Below are 25,448 nucleotides of genomic sequence, written 5' to 3'. Positions count from 1 at the left end.
TAGGGTTGTGTTATTGCAACTCAAGCACCAGCGACGATTTTGCGGGCAACTGCAACTGCCCCTCCAGTGCAACCTTTTTATTTCCCAGCACATCGCGCGCGCTATTGGTGCCTGCCAATAATGAATCAAAGCGCTGTAAAGCCAGTGTTTTTTCTTGTTTATTTTTGTTGAGCACCACCATAATTTTTTTATCATCCAAATAACGGAAGTACACATAGACACCATCAACTGGCGCAAAATGCATTAATTTTCCGTGATGAATAACATCAGACTTTTTCCGCCAGCCCAATAAGGATTTAATAAATTGCTGTGCGTCTTTTTCTTTGGCAGATAGGCCTTTTCCACTAAAGGCATTTTTATCATCTCCGTTCCAACCACCGGGCATATCGGCGCGCACCGCACCGTCATCGCGCTCTTTGGGGCTGGTCATTAACACTTCCGAGCCGTAGTAAAATTGCGGAATCCCGCGCATGGTCGCCATATACACCATGGCCATTTTGAATAAATCCACATCTTCATTTAGCACCGAATAAATGCGCGAGGTATCGTGGTTTTCCGGAAAGATCACCAAATTAAATGGATCGGGATAGAGAAAATCATTCGCGAGGGCTTCGTACAAACGAATGACACCTGTGCCCCATGACTCCTCTTCACTCAGCGCCGCGCGCAACGCATCGTGAAGCGGAAAATCCATCACGCTCGGCATATAAGGGGTGTGGCCACTTTTATTGATTTTTCCTCGTTGCCAGTGCGCCACAATGGCAGGATTGCTACTCCACTCTTCACCCACAATAGTAAAGTTCGGGTATTCCTCCATCACTGTTTGAGCCCAGCGCGAGAGAAATTTTTCATCGGCATAACCATAGGTGTCTTCACGCACACCACTTAAACCCGCGTACTCAATCCACCAGAGCGTATTTTGAATCAGGTAATTGGCGAGGTGCGGATTGCGCTGGTTTACATCCGGCATGCTGGGCACAAACCATCCGCTGACAAATAATTCCTTATCTGCGGGCGCAGCGTAAGGGTCTTGCACTGTGGTACGACGGTGACTAGTCTCGGTATATTTTTCAGGAAAATTTATCCAATCTTTTTCTGGCAAATCCGTCATCCACCAGTGTTTGGAACCTATGTGATTGAGCACTATATCCTGAATCACACCCAGGCCTTTTTGTTTGGCTTTTTTAACGAAGGCTTTGAACTCTTCATTTGTACCGTAACGCGCATCGATCAAATACAAATTGGTTGCCGCGTAACCGTGATAGGAATATTCGGGTTGGTTATTTTCGGTTAAGGGATTGGGCCAGATTTGGGTAAAACCCATTTTCGCAATATAGTCCAAATGCTGAGTCATGCCCGCAATATCACCACCGTGACGACCACCGTTAAATTCGCGCTTTGGCTGTTCGGTTAAGCCGGGCATGGCATCGTTGGCGGAATTGCCATTGGCAAAGCGATCAGGCGTTATTAAGTAAATAGCGTCCTTCGCACTAAAACCTTGGCGCTGCGCGGAGTTTTTTTCACGCGTCAGCAACTCGAAGTTAAACTGACTTTTTTCTTCATTGCCAACCACAAAGCGAATAGGAAATCTTCCCGGTTTGGCGTTGGCATCGATTTTTAGCGTGACGAATAAATAGTTCGCGCTATCGGCCGTTTCAGTATTTACAACACCAACGCCCGGGTAATCAATCACCGCTTGCGCAGCGCCAATATTGTCGCCATGCACCAGCAACTCAATTTGGTTGTACTTCATGCCCACCCACCAATTGGCAGGCTCAAGATGCTTAACCTGATAGTCCTGCCCCAAGGCGGGTAATGGGAACAACAGGCAGAGACAAATTCCTTGCAAAACATTGCGCAGATGAGGAGTGCTCATAAATAACCTCGGTGATAAATTTATAGTTCTATTAAAACGCTAAACAGGCGCAGGCTTAACTACCGTCGATGACCAACTCGCCAACTGTTGCCGATGGGGTTTAAAATTCATGCCGCAGCGCTGAATGAAATTGCTGATTTTTTCCAGGTTGTATTTATTTGCAAACTCATTGCCCGGTTTTAATTGCGCTGGAGTTGGATATATTCCGTAGCCAGCGAGCAGACAATGCCAGGAAATGCTGGGATAATAGTTATCTATTTTTTGACGATCCAGTTCATCGCTTAAATTATTCCCACTTACCCAGGCATGCAAAACAGCGCGTAACGAATCGGATACTTTTTCGTTGCGGCCATTTTCAACCCAATAATCCGTATCCTTGCGCGAATTAACACGATAGTGACAAACGATATAGTCACGCACGGCCTCAAAACGCTTATTAATGCTGAAGTTAAACTCATCGCGCTTTTTATCGGTGAACTGCCCAGATTCAAAACAATTAATAAACTCTTGAACCGTTTCCTGCACCAAATGTAATGCCGTGGCTTCTAGCGGCTCAATAAAGCCTTGCGATAAGCCCACTGCGACACAGTTTTTTGCCCAATGCTGTTCCACCCTTCCCACATTCATTTGCAAATGGCGCGCTTGCACATCGGAATCCAGCAAGCCGAGATGTGCGCGCAATTCAGTTTCCGCATCATCTTTGGAACAAAAATGAGAACTGTAAACATAGCCGTTACCAATGCGCGATGTCAGCGGTATTGACCATGCCCAACCATATTTCAGCGCAGTAGAAATCGTTTGCGATTCAATCTGCTCACCGATAGGTGTTGGCATCACCACCGCCGAGGTATTAAATAAATTTTCACCAAATGATTTGAACGATACCTTTAAGGTCTTTTGAATCAGCAATCCGGAAAAACCGGAACAATCAATAAAAATATCGCCGGCAATAGTTTCACCGGTGTCAGTCGTTACACTGGCAATATCACCGTTTTCGCTCAAATTTACCTGATTAATAGTGGCTTCTTTGTGCACCGCACCACGCGCTACCGCTTTACGCCCTAAAAATTTCCCTAGCGACGAAGAGTCAAAGTGATAACCATAGTTAATTTCAAACGGAAAATGTTCAGCAGCTACAGGCGCAAGCTTTTGTTGTGCCAAATAACTAGCAAGAAAAAAATGATCTGGATGACCTTCAACATCAATGCCTTTGCGACGCACAAAACTATTATGAAAAAAGCCAGGTGCCGTATAGTCATCCGGCTGAGCAGGAAAGGGATGAAAATAACTCGTGAACCCGGGAATTACAGACCAATTGCGAAAGCTAATACCCACTTTATAAGTGGCATTGCATTCCGGCATCCATTCAGATTCTTCAATACCAAGCGAATCCATAAAACCCTTTAACTGGGGAGTGGAACCCTCACCCACACCAATAATGCCAATTTGCGGTGACTCCACCAGGTGAATATCGAAACCTAATTTTCCCCAGCGAGCAATCATCAGGTTTGCAGCCATCCAACCCGCAGTACCACCGCCAATGATTACAATTTTCTTTCTCGCCGGGGCGCCAGGATTCATCATTATTTATCTCTTTGGATTTCATTATGTTCTGCACTGCCAAGCAGTATAGATTGCATTTGCAAACGAGCTTGCCTGGAATAAAAAAGCCGCTGACAATTTTTTGCAGCGGCTTTTTTACAAGCCGGCTTTACTGCCGACTCGGATTACTAGCGATTAGAACTTGTAGCCAACACCGAAGAAGTATTGACGACCAAAGTATTTCACCTCGCCAACCGCATTGTCTGTGCCATAGTTGCTGGTGTTAGGCTCATCTGTCAGGTTATTCACTTGCAGATAGAGGTCTACACCATTATCAAAGGCATAAGAGACTTGTGCGTCCACTACGGTATAAGCATCCGCAATCTGGAATGATGTACCGCCAGGTGTTGCACCTGCATAGGTGTATTCATCGCGATAACGGGCATTCACGTTTGCACTGAAGCTGCCAATATCCCAGAACAAAGTGGTGCTCCACACATTTTCGGATAAGCCAGGCAATGGCAAACTTAAGTCTTCAAAATTTTGCCCACCATCAACTGAGGTTTCACTTTCAGTAAACGCGTAGCTAGCAGTCAATCCAAGGCCAGAGAACACACCAGGCAACTGATCAAAGGTTTGTGTATAAGCCAATTCCAGACCGCGGATATACCCACCTTGATCATTGTTACGTACAGTTTGGTATTGACCTTCAACTGTTCCAGCCGGAGCTTCAATACCAATTTCAGACCAGGCAATTTCACCTTCGTTGTAAGTAATGCTTTCAATCAGCGATTCGATGTCTTTATAGAAAACAGCAACAGTCGCAGCACCACCATTGTCAAAATAATGCTCGTAAGATAAATCAAATTGATCTGCGCGGAATGGATCCAGGTTCGGATTTCCTTTAGACCAAACGTTATAGCGAGGACTTACGCCATCGTTTGCGATATCGATCCAGGAACCAGCACCACCGCGCAATTGATACACCGGTGGACGCCCCATTACCTGAGCAGCAGCAAAGCGAACCTGATCCGTATCAGTAATTGCAAAATTCAAGTTAATAGAAGGCAATACATCGCGATACTCTGGGCCGTATTTAATGTGCTTGTAATCGTTGCGTACTACACCATCATCATCTGCAATCGCATCACCTTCACCGGCACGCACCTGCTGAATACCGATCGACTTGGTATCAGTTTCTACAACGCGCACACCAACATTACCTGTTACCGGAATGCCACCGATTTCGGTATCAAGGTTCGCCATCAAATAATAAGCAAATACCTCTTCTTCCACGGCACCGCTTTCAATCAGCGTCCAGTTGTGATTCCAGGTTTTCTTGGCCGCATAAACATCCGGGTTACCGAAAATTTCATTCGCAATTCCCACCATATCCAATTTCAGATAGCTGCCATATTGGGCTAGTGAGCCACCAAAATTTTCTACTGTGACAAACCCATCAATTTCGTGTGGAGTACAAGGCACACCACTGGTATTAAATTCACAAGACTGATCAACGATAGCGCCATTGATTACCTGACGACTTTGGCCTTCACGTTGCCCGTAGCGGAAAGTGCCGCGATCGTCAGTAAAAGTACGATCAGACCAACGGAAACCCGCTTCAATAGATGCAATGCCAGCAGCCTCGACATCGTATTTAAAATCTACCTTCGCACTATCGAGTTCATCAGTGTATTTATGTGGAAATTGTTCCCACTCAGACAAACGCATGTAACTCAAATCAGTGTAGTCGGTGGTAAAATCAATCGCAGGGCCTTTGCCTGCATTATTCATAAAGGTATAACCCTGACCGGTTTTCTCTTTCCAAGTTTGCACTACGGTGCCATCAGTTAAAGTGCCGGTGCCGTATTCATAGGCATGAACAGTAGCAATGCGATCCATACGGCTTTTGTCGCCAGTACTGCGGGCAATGTCAAACACCATGGATGCTTTGTCATTAATTTGCCACTCAGTTTTCAAGCCAAAGCTTTCACTATCCGATTCCGTAGATTGGTCTTCGCTACGCATTTCGGTCCACGGACCTACCAAACCACTCTGCAATACAGTACCGCCCACAACGAAGCCATTCTCGACAGTAGCATCGGTCAAACTGTAAGTATTTGCATTGCGGTGCAACCCTTCCAGGGTTAAACCATATTTTTCATCCTGTGACTCAAAGTCTGATTTGAAATAATCAAATTGGAAATTCAAGTTTTCACTCGGCTCAAACACCAGGGTGCCCATTAAACCATTACGAGTATCGGTTCCTGAACCCGCGCGAAATTGAAAGCCATTCATTACTCTTTCTGCAGTGCCATCACCATCTACATCGCGCGGGCTACCGTAAGGGAAGGTAATCGCCTCTTCTGCATTATTTGGCTGATCCAAACGCGCATACCCTAGGCCGACACCAAGCGTGTCATCCGCAAATTTTCCTTGATAAGAAAAACTTACACGACTGCCATATTCATCAGCACCAACATTTGAAGCGGCATCATTGAAAGAACCGCGCACGTTTGCCTGGAAATTATGTTGATTTTTTGCTTCCAGCGGGTTCGCTGTTTTAAGCTCAACAGTACCCGCTACACCACCTTCAATCAACGAAGCTTTCGGCGATTTGTAAATGGCTGCCTGGGTAATTAATTCAGAGGGATATTGGTCAAATGAAATCCAGCGACTACCCGCTGTATAACCAGACGTACTGGCTTGCTCACGACCATTCAAACTGGTTTGAACAAAATCACCGTTCATACCACGAATATTCAATTGCGACGACTGCCCAGAATCGCGCACTGTAGTTACACCCGGCATACGACCCAGCGCATCGGCAATAGACACATCGGGTAATGAACCGAGATCACCAGCATCAATTACTTCAACAACCTGATCCGCATTGCGTTTTGCTTCTACAGAATTAAGGATAGAACTGCGGAAGCCGGTAACAACAACTTCCTCTACTTCTTTCTCTGCACTTTTAGTGTTTTGCTGTGCATAAACAACTTGTGAACCAGCCACCATGGTCATGGTAGTAGCCAGGGCGAGCATATGGTTAAACGTGGGTTTTCTCATGGTTTTTTTCTCTCCGCGGAGGTATAGCTTTTATTGTTAGCGTGCTGCGTTAACGACATTCCTTTGTACGCAACTGCGTAAACAGAATGGTTCTGTCGTTGAAAAGATGGTAGGCCTTAGGGAGTGGCATCCACAATAGAATGCATACGTATTCAAACCACCGCATACGTATGCAATCACAGGAATTAGCGGAACCAATTCATTTGCTCACTGCAAAACGAATAGGGGAAACAGGTTTTTGATTCAGTAAAAAATGAAGATCAATGGCGGAAAAAATAAAAAAGAGGGCACAAGGCCCTCAAAGACATAACTAACAACAAGGACAGCAATTACTAGCGGTGCATTTATTGAACACGTGCAATAAATGCGGAATAGGCGGGAATATCCAACTGTTGGCCACTGGTGTTCGCGGTGCAGCAACCATGGCCATCAACAGCAATTAATGTGTAATCCGTATTCAATGGAATAGCGACGGGCTGCGCCGAAAAATTAAATGCGCACAATAATTTTTCGCCTTGATACTCGCGGGTAAACACCAGGTAATCTTCAGCATCGGCAACAAATTTTATATCGCCCAGCCGCAACGCCGGTTGCTGCTTGCGCCAGTGCATAAAGGTGCGATAGGCGTTGAGAACGGAGTCGCGATTGTCATCTTGCAGACTTACCGCCGCTGCTTTGTGTTCAGCAGCAACGGGTAACCAGCCGCTGGTTTGTGAAAAGCCAGCGTGTTGGTCGGCGTGATTCCAGGGCATGGGTGTGCGGCAACCATCGCGCCCTTTAAAGCGCGGCCAGAAGGTAATGCCGTAAGGGTCTTGCAATTGCTCAAAGGGAATATCCACTTCGGTTAAACCCAATTCTTCACCTTGATAAGAGCACACACTGCCGCGCAGTGATAACAACATGGCATTCAATGTTTTCGCCAACTGCGGTGATTGGTCTTTGCCGCCCCAGCGCGACATGACACGCACCACATCGTGATTGCCAATAGACCAGCAGGGCCAGCCTTCCAATAATTTTTGCTCCAGTGTTTCAACGGTTTCGCGAATGTAGGAGCCAGAAAGTTGATCGACCAATAATTCAAAACTGTAGGCCATGTGCAAACGCGAATTGCCCGCGGTGTATTCCGCCATGGTTTTGAGCGAATCTTCCGAGGCTATTTCTCCCAGGGTCACTGTGCCCGGGTAGCGATCCATCAAGGCGCGTAACGATTCTAAAAACTGCAAATTCTCCGGGCGGTCGCAGTCATACACATGCCGCTGGAAGGCGTAGGGGTTATCTTCACGGAAGCCGCGCCCTCTGCGCTCGGCTTCGGGTTTCGCGGGATTATCGCGCAACAATTTATCGTGAAAGCAAAAAATAATGGCATCCAGACGCAAACCATCCACGCCGCGCTTCAACCAGAATTCCACTTCATCCAGAATTTGTTGTTGCACCGCCGCGCAGTGGTAATTCAAATCGGGCTGGGTTTTTAAAAAGTTGTGCAGATAATATTGACAGCGGCGCGGCTCCCACTCCCACGCGGAACCACCAAAAATCGCCAGCCAGTTATTGGGCGGTGTGCCATCGGGTTTAGGGTCGGCCCATACGTACCAATCGGCTTTGTCGTTATCGCGCGACTCGCGGCTCTCCTGAAACCAGCCGTGCATATCCGAGGTGTGACTCAACACCTGATCGATAATAATTTTGATGCCGCGCGCATGAGCCTTTTCAATCAACTCATCGAAATCCGCCAGCGAGCCGAAGATGGGATCTATCGCGCGGTAGTCGCTGATGTCGTAACCAAAATCTTTCATCGGCGATTTGAAAAACGGCGATACCCAGATTGCATCCACCCCCAGGCTTTCGAGGTAATCGAGCTTGCTGATAATGCCGGGGATATCACCTATGCCGTCATTGTTGGCGTCCATCATGCTGCGTGGATAAACCTGATATACCACGGCACCGCGCCACCAGGGAGTCGTTGTCATTGCGGGAATCTCTAACTTTTTATTGATCTCATGAACGAGCCGACCATTGTCACACCCGTTCGCACTTCATGATCACAGCCTACGCGAGCCATTTTTTTTCGCCAAGTGACTACATACGTATGCACATCTATCCGCGGATTTTTAGCCTAAAAAAAAACCATAGAATACGTATGCATAAGCACAGCAGTTTTTACTTGCTGCCCGCCTTTATGGAATCACGTTGAAATTTTATGAACTACGCTTTAATGCATACGTATGCAGCCTGAATACGTATGCACCTGCTTGAGTTGAGTCTAGTCAAAGCCTAAGGTGGCAAAATAGTCATTTGTGCTATGGCAAAACCAGCATATAGCGAAAATGTCGAATAACAAAAGCAGACTGCGATTAATTGCACGTCAACTATGCACGCAAACTGTATTACACGAGAGATATTCGCATGAAAAAATCGCTTCTGACCTTGGTGATTGGCAGCTTGGGTTTGCTGGCCGGCTGCTCCGATAAACAATCGACGACGAGTGAAAACTCCATCGCACCCGGCGCACCGGGCCAGTCGTCGTTCTGGTCCTATTCGGGTAAAACCGGCATTGGCACCGCCTATGAAACCTACACCCAAGGCAAGTACAGCGATGCCGGTGCGTCCGGCACCATCTCCAAGGTCTGGTTCTCCATTGCCCAGGGCGTACTGACCGAAACCATGTTCGGCATGATTCACGAAGCACAACTGCAAGAACTACAATTTTTTATTCAAGGAAGCGATCCGCTCGACCCCAAAAAATTGGATGAAGAGAAAAGCGATACGCTCTCCACTATCAGCTATTTGAGCACCGATACACAGGGCCGCCCAACTTCCCTCGCCTACAAAATTGTAAATCGCGATAAAGACGGAAAATATGAAATTGAAAAACATATTTTTACCGACCCGGATTCGCAAGCGTTAATGATGCGCGTGCAATTTCGCGCACTGGCCGATGGGATAACACCTTATCTTTTTGTAAACCCGTCAATCGCCAATACCGGCGGCGGTGACTCTGCCAGTGTTGCCAATAACACCTGGACTGCCAGTGAGGGCAGCGTCAGTATGAGTTTAAAAACTACCGCAAATGCCGCGAAAGGCAGTGTGGGCTTTGAAGGTGTTTCCGATGGCATCTCCGAGGTAAAACAAACCGGTGAGCTCACAAATCTCTATTCATCCACTGGCGACAGCAAAGGTAATGTCGCCTTTACGTTGCAATTCAATTCGTTGAAAAAAGATGAAACGGCACAGTGGGATTTTGTGTTGGGTTTTGGCGAGACTCCTGCGGAAAGCCAATTAGTCGCCGAGCAAACTCTGGCGAAGGGTTATGACAAGGTTCTCGCCCACTACAACGGTGAAGGCGATGCGATTGGCTGGCAAGACTTTTTACAATCGCTGCCCGCGCTGGAAAAACTGTCTGCCACCGCCACCGATGGTGGAAAATTGTTGTACACCAGCGCCATGGTATTAAAAGCCCAGGAAGATAAAACGCACGCCGGCGCGTTTATCGCGTCGCTCTCCAACCCTTGGGGCGATACCAAATCCGCCGAAAAATTTGCCACCGGATACAAAGCCGTGTGGCCGCGTGATTTTTATCAAGTCGCCATGGCCATGCTAGCGCTCGGAGACACGCAATCACCGCGCATCGCATTTGAATATTTGCAACAAGTTCAAGCGAGCGAAAAAATTGCTGGCTACACAGGCACGCCCGGATGGTTCCTACAGAAGACCCACGTAGATGGCGAGCCTGAATGGGTGGGCGTGCAACTGGATCAAACCGGCATGCCAATTATGCTCGGCTGGCGCTTGTGGAAAGAAGGCGTACTGAGCGATAGTGAAATCACCGCGTGGTATCACAAGATGTTAAAACCTGCCGCGGATTTTCTCGCTAATGGCGGCCATGTAAAAATACTGTGGAATGACACCGACATTAAACCGCCCTACACGCAGCAAGAGCGCTGGGAAGAACAAAAGGGTTACTCACCCTCGACGACAGCAGCAATTATCGCCGGTTTGGTTTCTGCGGGCGACATAGCGACGCAAGCCGGGGATACCGTCAATGCAGAAAAATATTTTTCCGCAGCGGATAAATATTCTACCGAATTAGAAACACTGACTTACACCACCGCCGGCTCCTTAACGGGCGAACAAGGCAACGGCAATTATTATTTACGTATCAATGCCAATGAAGATCCGAATGATCACTCCGCACTGGGCACCAGCAATGCGCAAGTGATCAATGATGAATCCCTGGTGATTGATGGCGGCTTTTTGGAATTGGTGCGCTACGGTGTGCGCGCCGCAACTGACGCGCATATCCTGGAAACAATTCCTGAATATGACAATCAACAATTGCCGGATTTATTGCGCACCAAATACGAGTTCACCTTCCCCGGCGTAGCAGGAAAATTTCCCGGCTGGCGTCGCTACGGCATCGATGGCTATGGCGAAGATTCGCAAACTGGCAACGGCTATGTAGAAGCCAATAACTCAACTGCCGGGCGCGGGCGTGTTTGGCCTATCTTTACCGGCGAGCGCGGCCACTATGAATTGCAATTAGCGAAAGCCAACAACGCACTCGACACAGAAAAGCTGCGCAATACTTATGTGAAAGCCATGGAGTTATTTGCCAACGACGGCATGATGCTACCAGAACAAGTATGGGATGGCGTAGGCGGTAACAGTGCCTTTAATTATCCACTCGGTGAAGGTACTAATTCCGCTACACCGCTCGCGTGGACTCATGCCGAGTACGTAAAATTATTACGCAGCCTGAGCGATGAAAAAGTGTGGGACAGAAATGCCAGTACTGAAGCGCGCTACCTGAAATAAGGGCAGTGCGCAAACAACATCCCGCGTTCAATGTCATGTTGAACGCGGGATTTGTTGTTAATAATTTGCAGAAAAATTTTACCGCAATACAGATCAACCTAAATGACGAACAACTAACGCTAACAATAAAGGCGCTATACGATGAAACAACCTTCACTCCCCTTCTGGCAAGTATGGAATGTCAGCTTTGGTTTCCTGGGAGTCCAATTGGGCTTTGCTTTGCAAAACGCCAACGTCAGCCGCGTGCTTTCCGACTTGGGCGCCGACTTGCACTCGCTTTCACTATTTTGGCTGGCTGCCCCCATTATGGGATTGCTGGTGCAGCCAATTGTCGGTGCCGCCTCAGATCGCACTTGGAATCGGTTGGGGCGTCGTCGTCCGTTTATTTTAGGCGGCGCCCTCGCCGCTGCGGCCGGCATGTTACTGATGCCCAATGCACCGCTGTTTGTTTCGTTTATGGTTCCCATGTTATTTGGTGGGTTGATGCTTGCACTGATGGACGGCGCCTTTAACGTGACCATGCAGCCTTTTCGCGCGCTGGTGGCCGACATGGTGCCCAATGATCAGCGCACCCTCGGTTACTCCATTCAAGCACTGCTAATTAATATTGGGGCAGTAATCGGCTCCATCTTGCCTTTCCTGCTGACCAATGTAATTGGGCTTGATAACACTGCCCCCAAAGGCGAAGTCGCTCCAACCGTTACCTGGGCGTTTTATATTGGCGCAACCGCGTTATTGGGCACGGTGCTTTGGACTGTGATTCGAACTAAAGAATACGCACCCGACGATTACAATCGCTACAAAGGGTTAACCGCAGCTGCACCTACCAAAAAACAATCAATCACTGTACGCCTGGGAAATTTTTGGCAATTATTTATCAATATGCCGAAAACTATGCGCCAACTTGCACTGGTGCAATTTTTTTCCTGGTTTTCATTATTCATTATGTGGGTCTACACCACACCTGCGATTACCCAATATATTTGGGGCATTGAAGCCAAATGGTTTGATGCCGATTATTTACATTCGCTCGCTGTCATTCCGCCAGAAATTGCGGCCGCCAAGGGCGCAGCAGGTGATTGGGTAGGAATTATTTTTGCTGCCTACTCATTGTTTGCGGCGATTTTTTCCATCTTCCTCACGCGCATTGCCAATCGTTTCGGACGCAAATTAACTTACTCGCTATCACTATTGGCAGGTGGCTTGGGCTATATGAGCTTCCTGCTCTTTCAAAACTCGGATATGGTCCATGTCGATTTATTAATTACTGAAGTCACTGTACCGCAAGGCGCACTGGATTTAATTATTCCGATGATTGGCGTGGGCATCGCTTGGGCTGCGATCCTCGCCATGCCCTACGCGATTTTATCCAGCTCATTACCGGCCGATAAAACTGGCGTTTACATGGGAATATTTAACTTCACCATAGCCGCACCGCAAATTGTTTCCGGCTTGGTGGCAGGCCAGATTTTGAAATATGTATTTAATAACGAAGCGATTTATATCATCGTGCTTGCAGGTGTGTGCATGGTGCTGGGGGCGGTTTCAGTGATGTTTGTGAAGGATACTGAACAAAGCTAATCACCTGTCGGCCGGCCCCGTTAACGGAAGGGGCTAACACTTTAACGAATGGGCACCACAAGAGCCGCGCACCATTAATTTTGCGGGGAGTAACATGGATTCCGGTTTTTCGCCGGCAACAAGCTTTAATAAATTTTCCACCAGCAGTTCACCGGCGAGCAATGTATCTTGCTGCACGGTTGAAAGCGGCGGATGAGTGTAGGACGCCATGGGAATATCATCAAAGCCCATTACAGCGACTTCTTGTGGAATACGCAGCTCAGCTTCTTCAAGTGCTTTCATAGCACCAATTGCGATTAAATCACTCGCACCAAATATGGCATCAAACCCGATGCGGCGCTGCAGTAACTTTAACGTTGCTTTGTAGCCTTCTTCTTCCGATGTCTCAGCAGCAACCTGCAACTGGGGGTTAGGTTCTATACCCACTTCCTGCAAGGCCTTGCAGAAGCCGTGATAACGATCGGCAAACTCGGGGCTGTGCTCGGAAACATCACCGAGAAATGCAATATTCTTTCGGCCGAGCGCGAGCATATGCTTTGCGGCCATATAGGCACTATTAAAATTATCGCAGCCAATCGATACGCCGGGTTGCCCTTCCAGCACTGGCCCCCAGGTAATAAAGTGCGCACCAACTTCTGTGAGATAGGTAAGTTTTTTTACGAAGCTTTCGTAGTCGCCATAGCCTAAAAAAATAATGCCATCGGCGCGGTTGGCATCCTCATAGTCCGCATGCCAGTCTTCACTAAATTGTTGAAAGGATATTAATAAATCGAACCCGCGATTTGCGGTAGCGCGAGTAATGCTGCCGAGCATGGAAAGGAAAAATGGATTGATCAGCGAATTACCGGTGCCTTGGTCTTCACATAACAAGAGCGCAATAGTTTTGGTTTGTTGGGAACGAAGGCTGCTCGCGTTTTTATCCACCTTGTAATTCAGTTCGCGGGCAATTTGTTGCACTTTCAGGCGCGTTTCTTCATTTACCAACGGGCTGTTGCGCAGCGCGCGCGATACAGTGGACTGGGATACGCCAGCTTTATAGGCAATATCAAAGGATGTGGGTTTATCGTCTTTCACCTGCTTGACCCTCGCTCTAATCGTATTTTTGTTGTAATTCTTATTTTGCGATAGTTGTATGTAATAGGAGGCGATACTACATCACCCCCTATTTCACGTACAGCGGGATCAAACCAACCAGTTAATTGCCTTTCAGTGTGGCGCGCTGCCATCCAAGAATTATCAACCCCATCAGCATTAGCCAGAGAGCGCTGGGCTCCGGCACAACCACAGGATTAATTTTATTGCTGATCCAATCGATAAAACTACTTACCCGGGTCGAACCAAACACATCGCCATAACGCCAGGAGGCATCGCCATCGCGATCATCTACAAAAGAGTGGACACCGGCGAGATATAACTTTCCATTGTCTTCAAAAAAAAGCCCGCCTCCGGAATCCCCATAAGACGCCATTATTTCCAGCGTAGTTGCAAAATCATCCGTCTCCCTATCGCCTAATGAAAGTGCGTTGTAAGACCTATCATCAGGATGATCAAAATCAGCAAACAAAATTTGTTGCCCATTCCCTTCCGTTGAAAATATTGCATCTATGCTGTTGGTTCCCGCCCGGCGAAGAGCATCATAAGTGTCTGCGCCCGTGTAGCCCGTACCGGTCCACCCATATCCAACGCTATAGACCGTTTTAAACAGCTCTGATGAGCCGGAATAGAGTGCGACAGGAGCCACATCAATATCTGAAGTTATATGCATTAACCCCAGATCCCAGCCGCCATACACACTGACTGAGCTAAAGTTTTCATGTGCTATCCAACTATCCGCGTTATAAACTTGCAAACCGCTCGCCGTGGGCAGAGAGAAAGTCATCGCACTGGAGTCGCTAACGCAGTGGGCGGCCGTTAACACCCAATTTTTATGAATTACCGTTCCACTACATGCATCCGCCCCAGCAGATGTTTCAAATTGAATGAGCCCCACTGCGCTGAACAGCGGATTGGCAGCGAACTCGGTGTAGAGCGAATCAGGAGTGTCATGGCGGATAAGCCCCGCAAAAGCAGGAAAACTTAGGATTGCCAGCAATACACTTAGTACTCTTTTCATAATCAATTCCCTATATTTGCAATGAGCCTCTAATCCACACTTCCCAGGCCGTTACTCGAACGAGTTAATGTTACAAAATATAGCTAAATACACAGCCAGTGGATAGCTCAGGTTTTTATTTATGAAACATGGCCGACCAACGGTTAATTTTATTGCTAATCTTATGCCATTCATGTGAAAGGGTTTGCAGAAAGATGCAGACAGGAAATTTTGCCTCGCGCATGTATTCCCAAATGCGAGCAACCATCACTACGGTTATAGCAATTTGTAAAATTAGCCGAATCAAATAAATGAAATTACAAAAGGATTACGGGCAGTCAATACCAAACATCTAAACGCATACCTGATTTGACCGATGGATATCTCGCAAACAACCACTGGTGATGTGCCCCCAAACTACTGACACCGCCATACGTCCGCTGTGAGAGTTTCAAAAAAATGCCGCTAGTCGCGTAGCGGCACTCATACGATGAAATGAATTTTAACTATCGTTTTACCGGCTGAAAAAAAATATTGGTGCATACTCGCGCCAAGCCAATAGGGCACAACATTTCACAACCCTGATAGCCTATTTTTACGACAATGCGTTTGTACGAGAAAAAGTTACTAACGCCAATTTTCTGCGCAGCAACAACGCACCAACACCCATCAACATTAAAAACATGCCCGCCGGTTCAGGGACATTCACGTTAATCTTGCTGTCGATCCAACCTAAAAAGCTGCTGACCCGCGTTGAACCATAAAAATCTCCGTAGCCCCAAATGCCATCGCCGTTGTAGTCGCCGCCGAAGGAGTGAACTCCGGCGAGATAAACCCCACCTGCCTCTTCAATAAAAACGCCGCCACCTGAGTCCCCGGGTGCAGCCATGATTTCCAGCACACTGGCAAGATCATCAAACGCGAACCCCGGATAATCGAATAAATTGTAAGAGGGATCATCAGGATGATCGAAATCGGCCCAAATAATTTGGTCCCCATTGCCGCCTAACGACCAAAGATCATCTATAAAATTGGTGCCCGCGCGACGGGTATAATCGATGTGATCAAAGCCCGTGTAACCATCGCCCGTTACACCAAAACCAACACTGGCCAACGGGCTAAGCAACTCAGTATTACCGCGATAAAGTTGCGCAGGAGCCACGTCCAAATCAGCTTCAAAGTGCATTAATCCAATATCCCAACCATCAAGTAAACCGGTATCGGAAAATTTTTCGTGCGCAACCCAGGAATCGGAATCGTAGAAACGCCAACCGGTTTCGTCGGGCAAATAAAATGACATGGCTTTTGCGTCATTCACGCAGTGTCCAGCAGTAAGCACCCAATTTTTATGGATAACGGTGCCACTGCAGGTGTAAGAAGAATCTTCGGTATCAAACGCAATTAAACCAACACCGGAGAAAGCGGGATCTTTAGCAAAATTCGTATACCAGGAATCAGGCGTATCGTGACGAATAATTCCCGCCATCGCCGAAAAACTCAACGCACTCGAACAGACTACACCTAAAATAGATTTGGTGATTAATTTCATAACTTACTCCTTATAGCCCATGAAATTTACTGTAGATCCTGATTCGTCCATGATAGTTTTCGAATCACTCTACATCACCAATATAACCAACGCAGCAGAGCAAAAACAGTTTCGCAGACGCCATGAGATAATTTAGTCAAAAAATTTACGAAAAAAAGCCGCTGGGTCATCAGCGGCTCTTCGTGTCAAATGTAATTTCTCCATTGACCTCTTTTATACAGATAATTCATTTCGCGAGTATTACTTGGCATCCGTTATTTTAGCGTGCTTTAACCGCGTTAATTCCGCGTGCAAATTATCCAAGAACCGGCGAAAGCTGTTCCGCCACGCAAGATTCTGGGCTGCCTTACTGTTGCTATCGTGCATCGTTGCGAGGTTGCCAAAAGTAGCCGTTCTTGCGTTGATTTCCATTGTGTCTTCGATCATGGCAACCAATTCCCCCGTTTTGGCATTGGCAAGTGTTCCTCGCACAGTCACCACACCAAGCCCAGACTGATTACTTTGTACGCCAACGGTATCCATTCCCGAATCTTTATAACGTTTCGAGCTGGGCATATAGTCGACTAAGTTAAACTGAATCGCTAAAACATCAGTCCCACCTTGTTTCGTCGGCGTAAATTCGCCACCTTCACGAAATATTTTTTGGGCAAAATCGTCCATGTGCTGACAAATTCTATCCATTTCTTTCCAACTAGATTCATTCCAACTTTCAGCAAGGCGTTTATCAGTTGCTTCAGTGATCCGCAATTTATCAAACTGAGTGGCAAATAGAAGAACTTTATCAAACTGCCTGAATGCCTCCGCATTCTTAACAACAACCTTATCGATTTTATCTGCTTCTATATATCTCAATTCCGATTTTTCTATGGAATTTACCGCCAGGGTTTCAGTAGCTGGGTGTGAAGCACAGCCAGCTACCATAGAAGCTACCACAAGTGAAATTAACCTTTTCATAACACTCCATTAAAGTCGTTTTTATACATGTATTACACTTCACGCAACGCCGTAGCCACGGGCAAGCGCGCGGCGCGTATCGCGGGAAAAAATCCACCAATAAAACCAATCACCGTAGCAAAAATAACACCCTGAATTAATAAATCCGGTGTCACTGCAAAATCAAACACGACTTGGCTAAAACTCGCAAAATTCAACGTGGAAACGGTATATCCGTTAAAGACAAAATACACCACAATTGAACCGATAAGACCGCCGATAACAGCCAGCACTAGCGACTCCACCAAGGTTGATATAGCGACCGGAGTCGCGCCAAAGCCCAAAGCACGCAAAGTGGCGATTTCACGAGTACGATTGGATACCGAAGTATACATAGTATTGACTGCACCGAAAATTGCACCCAACGCCATGAGCATTGCCAGCGGATAACCAATCATTTTAATAAACTTACTCAACGGCTCAGACTGCTCAGCGAGATAGTCGGTTTCGCGCTTCACATCCATGTTTAATTTTGGATCGGCTGCAACTGCCTCTTTAAACGCTGCCAAGCCGTTTTTGTCTTCAAGTTTAATCCGTACAATTTGGTAGCTATTGCCACGGCGATAGGCATTTTGCAATATTTTAGCGTCGCACCATATTTCCGATTCCGCCAAGCCACCACCTGATTCAAACACACCAACCACATTCCACTCTGTTTGGCCAAATTTCACTACCGAACCTACGTTCAAATTGGCAAATTGCTTTTGTGCGCCGCGCCCAACAATCAATTCATTTTTTCCCGGCTCAAAATTTCTGCCTTCAATAATAGTGAATTGCTTGCGCACCGAAAATGCCATAGGTTCAACGCCGCGCAAGGGCGCGTTAGCACTGGCGTCTTTATTACGCATAGGCACATCCACGATAACAAATAACTCGGGCGAGCTGAGCGGTTTGCCATCCAGTTTTGCGACACCGGGAATATTCGCTATCAGCTGGCTTTGGTCGTATCCTAAACCGCTGTTCATCTCGGTAGTGGCCCCTGAACGCATCAACATAAGGACATCATCCGAGCCGGCGTTAACCATCGTACGTTGAAAACCGCTCGACATTGAAAGCACGCCAATAAATACACCCACGACGCAAGCGACACCAAACACAGCAACTGATGAGGTACCCAAGCGCTGCGGCAAATTGCGTAAGTTCATAAGCGTGATAATAAAAATTTGTGCGATGCTGTTAAACATAATTAGCGCCTCCGCAATGCGGTCACGATATTCAGCTGCAAACCTTGCAGCGCGGGGATAATGCCAGTGAGGACACCAAACACAAACATCAACCCTATTCCCAACAACATCATACTGGTGGACAAACTTAATCCGGGTAGTGTGGAAGCCATGGCAGTCGCTGCACCCGAGATAACAAATTTAGCCAACAATAATCCGACTAGGCCACCAATTAACGAAATTACCACCGCTTCAGCCAACACCAACAACATCACGGCAATATCGGAAAAGCCGAGCGTTTTTAAAATTGCCAATTCGGGAATTCGCTCGCGGAATGATTGCGCCATGGTATTACCCGCCACCAGCAACATAGTGAAAAACACCGCCCCCAGAATCAATGTGGTGATTAAACCTATATCGCCAAACTGTTTAGCAAATGATTTCGCAAACTCTTTTTCGCTACTGGTTTTTGTCTCTGCAGGCGAGTTAGCAAAGAGCGCATCAACCGCGCTGGCCACTTGCGCTGCCTGTTTAGGATCTTTCACCCGAATAATCAACCAACCCAAAGTTCCCTTGGCATATTGGCGCGCCTCATCAAAATATTCGTAGTGCATCAACATGGTATTGGTATCTGCGCTTTTACTTTTTGCTTCGTAAATACCTTCGATTACAAATTCCCAGGTAGTACTGCCATCTTCACGCGGGAACAATCCGATCAAAGGAATGCGATCGCCAATTTTCCACTTAAATCTATCCACCAACGCTTTTCCAATTACCACACCAACACGATTTTTCTTCCAGGCTTGCATTTGCTCTTCTGGTAAGCTGATCATCTCTTTATAGATATCAAAATAATCATCCGCGATAACCGGGAATTGCGGGAATTGGTTTTTGGCTTCTTGATAGTATCCACCAAACCAGTTGGCTGATGTGGCCTTATCAACCCCCTCAAGCCCCTGAACCTTGCCCAGGTAGGCTTCTGGTAGCGGTTGTATCAGGGAAATTTTATTGATGCTGATTAGCCTATCTTCGCCAGCAATTTCAGCGCCCTGATCAAATGCCGCCGCAAGGCTCCGCAACAAACCAAACAATAAAAAGGCCACCATAATCGACAACAAAGTCAAAATAGTGCGCGCTTTTCTGCGCCCGAGGTTACTTAATAAAAATTGCAGGTAATACATGATTAGTGACCTCCGGCATTGCCATTGGTCACAAGCGAACCTTTGTCCATATGCCAGATGTGATTGGCATGGTCAGCAGCGCGCGGGTCGTGCGTTACCATGATGATGGTTTTTTTCTGTTGACGATTGAGCGTTTGCAGGAGCGAAAGAATTTCATCCGCCGTGGCGCGATCCAGATCACCGGTAGGTTCGTCACACAAGAGTAAATCCGGATCACTTACCAGCGCGCGGGCAATCGCTACGCGCTGCTCCTGTCCACCAGACAATTCACTTGGGTAGTGCTTGGCGCGATTAGACAGCCCCACCAACTCCAGCGCCGCTGCCACATGGTGTTTGCGCTGTTTGCTGCTCAAGTTGGTGAGCAACAGCGGCAACTCGACATTTTTTTCTGCCGTTAACACCGGCATCAAATTATAAAACTGGAAAATAAAACCCACATGGCGCGCTCGCCATTTGGTGAGTTGCGATGAGGACATTTGATCCAACCGCTGTCCACCGATTATTAGTTCACCCGAGGTAGCCGTATCCAACCCACCTAATAAATTCAACAGCGTGGTTTTACCCGAGCCAGAAGGCCCCATAAGCGCAAGAAAGTCACCTCGATAAATATCCAGATCCAGGTCCGCAAGTACTTTTACCTGTTCCTTGCCTTTTTTATATGCCTTGCTAATGCCTTTTAGTTGCACCAGTAATTCTTCAGTCGCGACTTGGGACTCGAGCGCAGTCATAGATCCTCCGGGAAGTTAGACCAGCGTTAAAATATGAAATTTTTGATAAGAAAAAAGCGTATACACAAAATTGAAAAAATCAGCTGCGCAAATGAAATGGGTACTGAGAACGCTGCTTGGTAATATCAGCCATTTAAAGAAAATTTAATGGCGCGCTAAAAAAACATAAAACAGAGGTATTGTTATTTTTATGTAATCTCCTGCCACCTACAGGCAGGAGATTTTAGAAAATCGAATTCATTAAAACGTTTATTGCAACTCGACTTTGGCACCATCTTTCAATTCCGGTGTTACTTCCACCACAAAATCTTCGCCTGGGCGCAAGCCGCTACCAATGTAGATGTCGGTGCCATAGCTGGCATTGAGCGTCACTTTACGCAACTCTGCGACACCATCTTTCACCACAAAAATAAATTTATTTTCGCCGTCATTGCGCACCGCACTGATGGGCACTCGCACACCCAAAGGTTCTTTGGGTTTTTCGTCTACGACTGGCTCGGCGTTCAGAAACGCTACTTTAACCCCCATGTCCGGCAGTATGCGCGGGTCACTCACCTGGAAGCCAATGCGCACTTTTACCGTGGCCTTCTGGCGATCTGCGGCGGGAATAATTGCGATGACTTTTGCGGGAATTTTCCACTCGGGATAAGCTTCCAGCACAGCCTGTACAAATTGTTCATTGCGCACGCGCTGAATGTAGGATTCGTTAACATCCACTTCAATTTCCAGCGACGCCATATCCACCAAAGTACAAATACCGGTACGGGTAAAACCACCACCCGCAGACATAGGCGAAATCATTTCGCCGGGCTGTGAATCTTTGCTGATAACTACCCCGGCAAAGGGCGCGCGCAAGGTTAAATCATCGAGATTTTGTTGCTGAAGCGCCAAGCGTTTTTGACTCACGTCAACTTCCGCATTGCGCGCGTCCAATTGCGCACGCAGTGAATCAAAGTCGGCACGCGCTTTATCCAAGGCCGCGGCACTCACTAACTGGGTCCGCGCCAATTCGGTCGTGCGCTCCAATGTTAATTTAGCTTCGGTCAAACGCGCTTGGGTTTCAGTTACCAGGGTTTTTGCGGAGCGCCACTCTGCTCTGCTTAACTCCACCGCCTTGGCGGTATTGGAATCGTCCAATCGTGCAACCACCTGATCCTTCTCAACCTGCTGACCTTCTTCAATAAAAATTTCCGCCACACGCCCGGTCACTTTGGATGAAACCGTAGAGATGCGACGCGCCACTACATAACCGGTGGCATCCAGCACTGTTGCAGAGGATGAGTCCGGCACCGCCATGCGCGCCATTTCCACCTGCACCTTAACTGGCGCAGGATTGTTGAAGTAACTGACACCCAGGGTTAACAACAACAACGCAACACCGCCACCAACCCACAAGTGAGTTTTACTTTCACCTGCCGGTTGCTGATCGCGATTGATGCGAAGTTGCGATAAAAGTTCGTCTTTATTAGTCACAGTGCACTTGCCCTTAATCTTGTGGTTTCTTATTTGGAGCTCTATCCGAGTGCCGCATTATCACGCAAGACTCAGGCCAGAGCCTAGCAGTTTCAGTGCAATGTTGTCCCCACGCGGGGATCAGATCGCCGCGCCCCTGCGACATCCTGAAAGACAGAATAAGGGGGCGGCGGTGTATCAGTAAAACCACGATTGTCATGGAGTTGGTATGACAATTATCAGCAAGCAGCTAATTGAACGCTTTGCGCAGGTTCAATAGTTAAATGCCGGGCTTAAATCCGGCCATTTCTTTCGGCAGGATAGGATTTTCAAGGGTAATACGCGTGCGTTGAGTTAGCTGTAAAGGCCCCAGGAGACCGCCGTAGTAGCGATTAAAAATTTTATCCAGCTCTCCATTGCTGATGATCGCCTTCAATCCCGTGGTTACTCGCTCCGCCAACGCGGGTTGCTTCGGGTTCACATAAAACACCAGCGGAAACGGGTAGTAAACCAGCAACGACGGTTCGATCATTAATTTACCGGATTTTGCCGCTCGCTCGGTAAATACACCTGTCACTTCATTCGCACCAAAGGTCACATAATCAAATTCGTTATTTTCCAAACGTTGGAATAGATCATCAAAACTGCCTTTCTCTTCCACCGGGTAGCCGTTATGACGAAATAGACCTGCATCAGCCCAGGTCGCGGGAATTCCCATGCGCAATTTTTTTAATTCCGCCGCCGATTTAATTGCCGCAAATTTTTGTGCGTCCGCTTTACGGATAATTAAAATTCGGTAGCCCAAAATTCCTTTCATCAACGGCGACGGAATTATTATTTTTTGCTCGTGCGCCAACTTTTGGTTACCAGCCACTGTGCCAAAAATATCAAAGCCCTTGCTGCGAAATACACTGGCCTCATCTTCCGCGAGCGGATAGTCCACACGACTCTCTTCAATTTTATATGCGCCTTGTGCCCGCTCAGTCGCCGTTAAAACCGCAGTGAGAATATCGCGCTCATACTCCTGACGCGATGTGGTTTTATTGCCGTTCCAGAGCTTCACTGCAACTGGCAGCGTCCGGTCGGGAGCGGTGGAACTTGCGTTCGCAACGCCACTTAATAGAAATAAACCGGCGACTAAAACGCGGTAGTGTTTGGTGATTTTCACAGGTATCCCCCTGAAATTTGTTGTTGTGTTTGCGATGGTGCTGGTCGCGGATCGATAAATTATTTTTCCCGCGACCAATAAAAAAGGCGCACACAATTTGTGTACGCCTTGGTAAAAGTAGTCGATGAATAAACGCTTGTCAGAACGGAATATCGTCATCGAAAGAATCAAAACCACTCGCCTGTGGTGGCGCATTGTATTGTGCGGGCTGTTGATTGTGTTGCGGCTGTTGCGGGCGACTTGCCGGTGGTTGCTGCTGCGCATATCCACCTTGTGCTGACTGGTTATACCCTTGATTGTAACCGCCGCCTTGTGGGCCGTTATTTTGTGGCGCCATACCCTGTGGGCCATTGTTGTACTGGGGAGTTTGATCAAAAGCCCCCATAGCGGCGGCGGCACCCATGCCCGCGCCCATGCCGGCATTTTCACCACGACCATCGAGCATTTGCATTTCGCTGGCGACAATTTCTGTGGTGTAGCGATCTGAACCATCTTGCGCTTGCCACTTGCGTGTACGCAATGAACCTTCGATATACACCTTACTGCCTTTGCGCAAGTATTCGCCAGCGATCTCACCAAGACGGTTAAAAAATACCACACGGTGCCATTCAGTACGCTCTTGCGGCTGACCGGTATTTTTGTCCTTCCATGTCTCTGACGTTGCTACGCTGACATTGGTCACCGCGCCGCCGGAGGGCATATATTTCACTTCCGGGTCCTGTCCGATATTGCCGATCAAAATAACTTTGTTAATACCGCGAGCCATAAGAAATTCCTCTTGATTTACCGTGTATCCGCCTTCTGTTGTTTGTACTTCGGCGGCTTTCAGATTAATGATTTATCCCCGCAAAGGGGCTTTGCACTTTACACCTGCTCGACTATCGCCGCCAGCGTTTTGCGATCGACGCGACGCTGATCTACTTTCAGATAGGCGGTATCCTCCGAGGCCACTATCACCACCTCCGCCACCCCATCCACCGCGCGCATTTTTTCTGCAATCAACTGATGATCTCTACCACGCAAAGGAATCAGAACGCTGGCGAGGAAATGTGGCGGTTTCATCGACCAAGCCACCGCCAACCAGACCAACACCAGCAGGCTATTGAGCAAAAATACCGAGTTAATCCCCTGATGCTGTAACAGCCATCCACCCAGGGCGCCACCGCCAAATACTCCTAAAACTTGGCAGGTTGAATAGATTCCCGTCGCAGTACCCTTGGCCCCTGCAGGGGCAATTTTGCTCACCATGGAGGGCTGGGTAGCCTCGAGCACATTGAAAGCGATAAAGAATACAAAGAGAACCAGCAGAGCAAATATCAGATGGGTGCCTACCAACATCAGCGCCAATTCGGAGACCAACAGCAGTCCAACAGCAATCAAAAACACGCTTTTAATTTTGCGCCGCTTTTCCGCAATGATCACAAATGGCAGCATCAACATAAACGCCAGAGCGAGCAGCGGGAAATAAACAAGACCATGGTATTCGCGCGTAATCTGCAACTGGTTTTGCAACACCAATGGCAGCACTACAAAGCTGGACATCAACACAAAATGCAGGACAAAAATGCCAACATTCAAACGCAATAATTGGGGATGCTTGAGCGTGTCCCAAAGCAGATTGGGCACAGCAACAGCCTCCCGCTTAGGCACAGCAGTTTTAGCGACATCGGGAACCAGTTTCAGAAGGATATAAACCCCAACCAAACCCAGCGCGGCGGTCAGCCAGAAAATCGCACCCACCCCACCCCAACTTGCTAATAGCGGTCCCACCGTCATGGCAACAGAGAAAGAGACGCCGATGGACGCACCTATAGTCGCCATGGCCTTGGTGCGATTTTCGTCGGAGGTCAGGTCGGTAAGCAACGCCATCACCACTGCTGAAATAGCTCCGCCGCCCTGCAGGAAACGACCGATAATCAGGCCATAAACGGAATCCGCTAATGCCGCGACCACGCTGCCGAGCGTGAAGATAATCAAGCCGATCAAAATTAAAGGCTTGCGGCCAATACGGTCCGACATCACACCAAAGGGAATTTGCAATAAAGCCTGACTAAAGCCATAAGCGCCCAGCGCCACACCTAATAAAAATGGGCTGTGATGGGCATATTCAGTGCCGTAAACCGCCAATACCGGTAACAGCATGAACAGGCCGAGCATACGGAAGGTGTAGAGCGCGGCCAGGGAGTAAACCACTTTGCGCTCAAATGGTACGGCAGCAGAAATCGGATCAGTAGGTTGCATG

At 47.7% G+C, this 25,448-nt stretch carries 17 protein-coding genes; 2 read left to right on the top strand and 15 right to left on the bottom strand.

Annotated elements, in window-relative coordinates:
* Positions 1-10 precede the first annotated feature (10 nt).
* The 4 genes from D0C16_RS19595 to D0C16_RS19580 form a co-directional block, all read right to left on the bottom strand.
* Complete coding sequence (locus D0C16_RS19595) at positions 11-1,876, bottom strand: glycoside hydrolase family 13 protein (protein ID WP_151033901.1); 1,866 nt, start codon at positions 1,874-1,876, stop codon at positions 11-13.
* A 39-nt stretch (positions 1,877-1,915) separates the two neighbouring features.
* Positions 1,916-3,460, bottom strand: a complete 1,545-nt coding sequence (locus D0C16_RS19590) for a tryptophan halogenase family protein (RefSeq protein WP_225318766.1) — start codon at positions 3,458-3,460, stop codon at positions 1,916-1,918.
* A 153-nt stretch (positions 3,461-3,613) separates the two neighbouring features.
* Positions 3,614-6,487 (bottom strand): TonB-dependent receptor, encoded by a 2,874-nt coding sequence (locus D0C16_RS19585; RefSeq protein ID WP_151033900.1) that lies wholly within the window; start codon positions 6,485-6,487, stop codon positions 3,614-3,616.
* A 344-nt stretch (positions 6,488-6,831) separates the two neighbouring features.
* Positions 6,832-8,454, bottom strand: a complete 1,623-nt coding sequence (locus D0C16_RS19580; RefSeq protein WP_151033899.1) for an alpha-glucosidase family protein — start codon at positions 8,452-8,454, stop codon at positions 6,832-6,834.
* 436 nt (positions 8,455-8,890) lie between these two features.
* Between D0C16_RS19580 and D0C16_RS19575 the strand changes: the two genes are divergently transcribed.
* Both D0C16_RS19575 and D0C16_RS19570 read left to right on the top strand, forming a co-directional pair.
* Positions 8,891-11,299, top strand: coding sequence for a glucan 1,4-alpha-glucosidase (locus tag D0C16_RS19575; protein WP_151033898.1), 2,409 nt, complete (start codon positions 8,891-8,893; stop codon positions 11,297-11,299).
* A gap of 141 nt (positions 11,300-11,440) precedes the next feature.
* A complete protein-coding gene (locus D0C16_RS19570; RefSeq protein ID WP_151033897.1) occupies positions 11,441-12,880 on the top strand; it encodes an MFS transporter in 1,440 nt (479 codons plus the stop codon).
* 33 nt (positions 12,881-12,913) lie between these two features.
* Here the strand turns inward: D0C16_RS19570 and D0C16_RS19565 are convergent, their stop codons facing one another.
* From D0C16_RS19565 to D0C16_RS19515, 11 genes are all read right to left on the bottom strand, one after another.
* Positions 12,914-13,954 carry a LacI family DNA-binding transcriptional regulator gene (locus tag D0C16_RS19565; protein WP_151033896.1) on the bottom strand — a complete coding sequence of 347 codons (1,041 nt, stop codon included), beginning with the start codon at positions 13,952-13,954 and terminating at the stop codon, positions 12,914-12,916.
* Positions 13,955-14,075: 121 nt separating this feature from the next.
* The gene (locus tag D0C16_RS19560) at positions 14,076-14,993 is read right to left on the bottom strand and encodes a trypsin-like serine protease (RefSeq protein WP_151033895.1); all 918 of its coding nucleotides are present in this window, start codon (positions 14,991-14,993) and stop codon (positions 14,076-14,078) included.
* A 574-nt stretch (positions 14,994-15,567) separates the two neighbouring features.
* Positions 15,568-16,521 (bottom strand): trypsin-like serine protease, encoded by a 954-nt coding sequence (locus D0C16_RS19555; RefSeq protein WP_151033894.1) that lies wholly within the window; start codon positions 16,519-16,521, stop codon positions 15,568-15,570.
* A gap of 240 nt (positions 16,522-16,761) precedes the next feature.
* Positions 16,762-17,475, bottom strand: a complete 714-nt coding sequence (locus D0C16_RS19550; protein ID WP_151033893.1) for a DUF3313 family protein — start codon at positions 17,473-17,475, stop codon at positions 16,762-16,764.
* Positions 17,476-17,507: 32 nt separating this feature from the next.
* Positions 17,508-18,698, bottom strand: a complete 1,191-nt coding sequence (locus D0C16_RS19545; RefSeq protein WP_151033892.1) for an ABC transporter permease — start codon at positions 18,696-18,698, stop codon at positions 17,508-17,510.
* Positions 18,699-18,700: 2 nt separating this feature from the next.
* Entirely contained in the window at positions 18,701-19,858 is a 1,158-nt protein-coding gene (locus D0C16_RS19540) for an ABC transporter permease (RefSeq protein ID WP_151033891.1), read from the bottom strand.
* A gap of 2 nt (positions 19,859-19,860) precedes the next feature.
* A complete protein-coding gene (locus D0C16_RS19535) occupies positions 19,861-20,586 on the bottom strand; it encodes an ABC transporter ATP-binding protein (protein ID WP_151033890.1) in 726 nt (241 codons plus the stop codon).
* 249 nt (positions 20,587-20,835) lie between these two features.
* Positions 20,836-22,059 carry an efflux RND transporter periplasmic adaptor subunit gene (locus tag D0C16_RS19530; RefSeq protein WP_151033889.1) on the bottom strand — a complete coding sequence of 408 codons (1,224 nt, stop codon included), beginning with the start codon at positions 22,057-22,059 and terminating at the stop codon, positions 20,836-20,838.
* Between the two features lie 259 nt (positions 22,060-22,318).
* The gene (locus D0C16_RS19525; protein ID WP_191968558.1) at positions 22,319-23,206 is read right to left on the bottom strand and encodes an ABC transporter substrate-binding protein; all 888 of its coding nucleotides are present in this window, start codon (positions 23,204-23,206) and stop codon (positions 22,319-22,321) included.
* Positions 23,207-23,345: 139 nt separating this feature from the next.
* Entirely contained in the window at positions 23,346-23,972 is a 627-nt protein-coding gene (ssb, locus tag D0C16_RS19520; protein ID WP_151033887.1) for a single-stranded DNA-binding protein, read from the bottom strand.
* 98 nt (positions 23,973-24,070) lie between these two features.
* Positions 24,071-25,447, bottom strand: coding sequence for an MFS transporter (locus D0C16_RS19515; RefSeq protein ID WP_151033886.1), 1,377 nt, complete (start codon positions 25,445-25,447; stop codon positions 24,071-24,073).
* Position 25,448 lies beyond the last annotated feature (1 nt).

Origin of the sequence: Cellvibrio sp. KY-GH-1, assembly GCF_008806975.1 — a bacterium.
Classification (GTDB): Bacteria; Pseudomonadota; Gammaproteobacteria; order Pseudomonadales; family Cellvibrionaceae; genus Cellvibrio.
This window is presented reverse-complemented; position numbering and strand designations above follow the sequence as displayed.